Raw genomic sequence first — 1,229 nt, forward strand, 5'->3', positions numbered from 1 at the left:
GCTCACGGCCACTTTGCATGAGCTCGAGAACGAGCGGGATCTGACTCATATTCGAGCCCCAGTACTCTTGAGCAATTCTCAGGCCTCACTTCCGGCAGCTACGTACAGGCCGGGCAAAACGTCGGTTGGGTTTCGCCGGTACCGAACTGGTGGTGGAAATCTACGTTCCCCCCAAAGACATCGCTTTTGTGCACCCGGGCCAGTCGGTGCATATCCAAATCGATGCCTACAAACTACAATCAATGGGGTGTCACTGACGCCAAGGTGCTCAACGTGGCGCAGGACTCCATTCTCCACGGCGGGAGCCCTTCTTCAAGGTCCCCCTTGCGCTGTCTCGCAACCAACTCGTCCTTAAGAACGGGGGCATCGCTCACCTGAAGAAAGGCATTACCGTTTGGGCACGCTTTCTCGTTGCAGGCCGCACTTTGCTGCAACTCCTCTATGATAAAGTCGACGATTAGCTCAATCCGCTCTACGCGGGCGACTAATCTTCAATTTCCAGACAGTCAGCGAGCCGCCATGTCAAGCAAGGTCAGCAAGTTTAAGCAGCGCGATATCACCGATTGCGGGGCGACCAGTCTTGCTTGTGTCGCTGCCTTCTATGGCCACAAGCTGCTTTTGTCGCGCATTCGCCAGCATGCCTCGACCGACCACTCTGGCACCACTGTGCTCGGTCTCTTGGAAGCTGAAGAAGGCTTGGTTTCTTAGCCAAGGGCGTGAGGGGTGGCTTCGACCGCCTCGACAAAATCCCCAAGCCCGCTATCGCGCACGTCGTCATCAAATTTGCGTTTGGACTTGGCGTCATACAGTGCCGCTGGATAGAGCCCGCCGCCCTGATCTCCGGCGGGTCTAATCAGAGCCCCCAGCTCCGCTGATGAGCCAGGCGCGGGTGCCTCGGGGCTTCCTAGCCTGCACAGCCTTCATGGGACATGGTCAGGATACCTGTTAGATGAACTCCGATTAGTCTGGACATTCTGCGCGTTCGGATACGCGGCAACGTGAACTTTCCACCCTGCACGCATCCCGACTCGCCCCCTCAGTCACCGGTATGTTTCGTGATCCACTCGCGATAATACGACACGCGCGTATACACACCGTATGTCCTTCCGCAACCGGCCCCACTCGAGACAATTCCAACCAAGATAGGGTTTTTGCCATGGGCTTTGGTCAGAGGACCTCCACTGTCCCCTTGGCAAGGATCGGTCCCGCCGCTTTCGGTTCCGGCGCAC

General features: G+C 57.4%; 3 pseudogenes. 2 read left to right on the forward strand and 1 reads right to left on the reverse strand.

The window, feature by feature from the left end:
• Together EN780_RS34645 and EN780_RS34650 are read left to right on the forward strand one after the other, a co-directional pair.
• Positions 1–461, forward strand: a pseudogene (locus tag EN780_RS34645) (HlyD family efflux transporter periplasmic adaptor subunit); the annotation flags it as partial.
• 58 nt (positions 462–519) lie between these two features.
• Positions 520–776: pseudogene (locus EN780_RS34650) on the forward strand (cysteine peptidase family C39 domain-containing protein); the annotation flags it as partial.
• Positions 777–1,057: 281 nt separating this feature from the next.
• Here the strand turns inward: EN780_RS34650 and EN780_RS34655 are convergent.
• Positions 1,058–1,229 (reverse strand): annotated as a pseudogene (locus EN780_RS34655) (trypsin-like serine protease); the annotation flags it as partial.

This window comes from Mesorhizobium sp. M4B.F.Ca.ET.089.01.1.1 (assembly GCF_004022605.1).
Classification (GTDB): Bacteria; Pseudomonadota; Alphaproteobacteria; order Rhizobiales; family Rhizobiaceae; genus Mesorhizobium; species Mesorhizobium abyssinicae.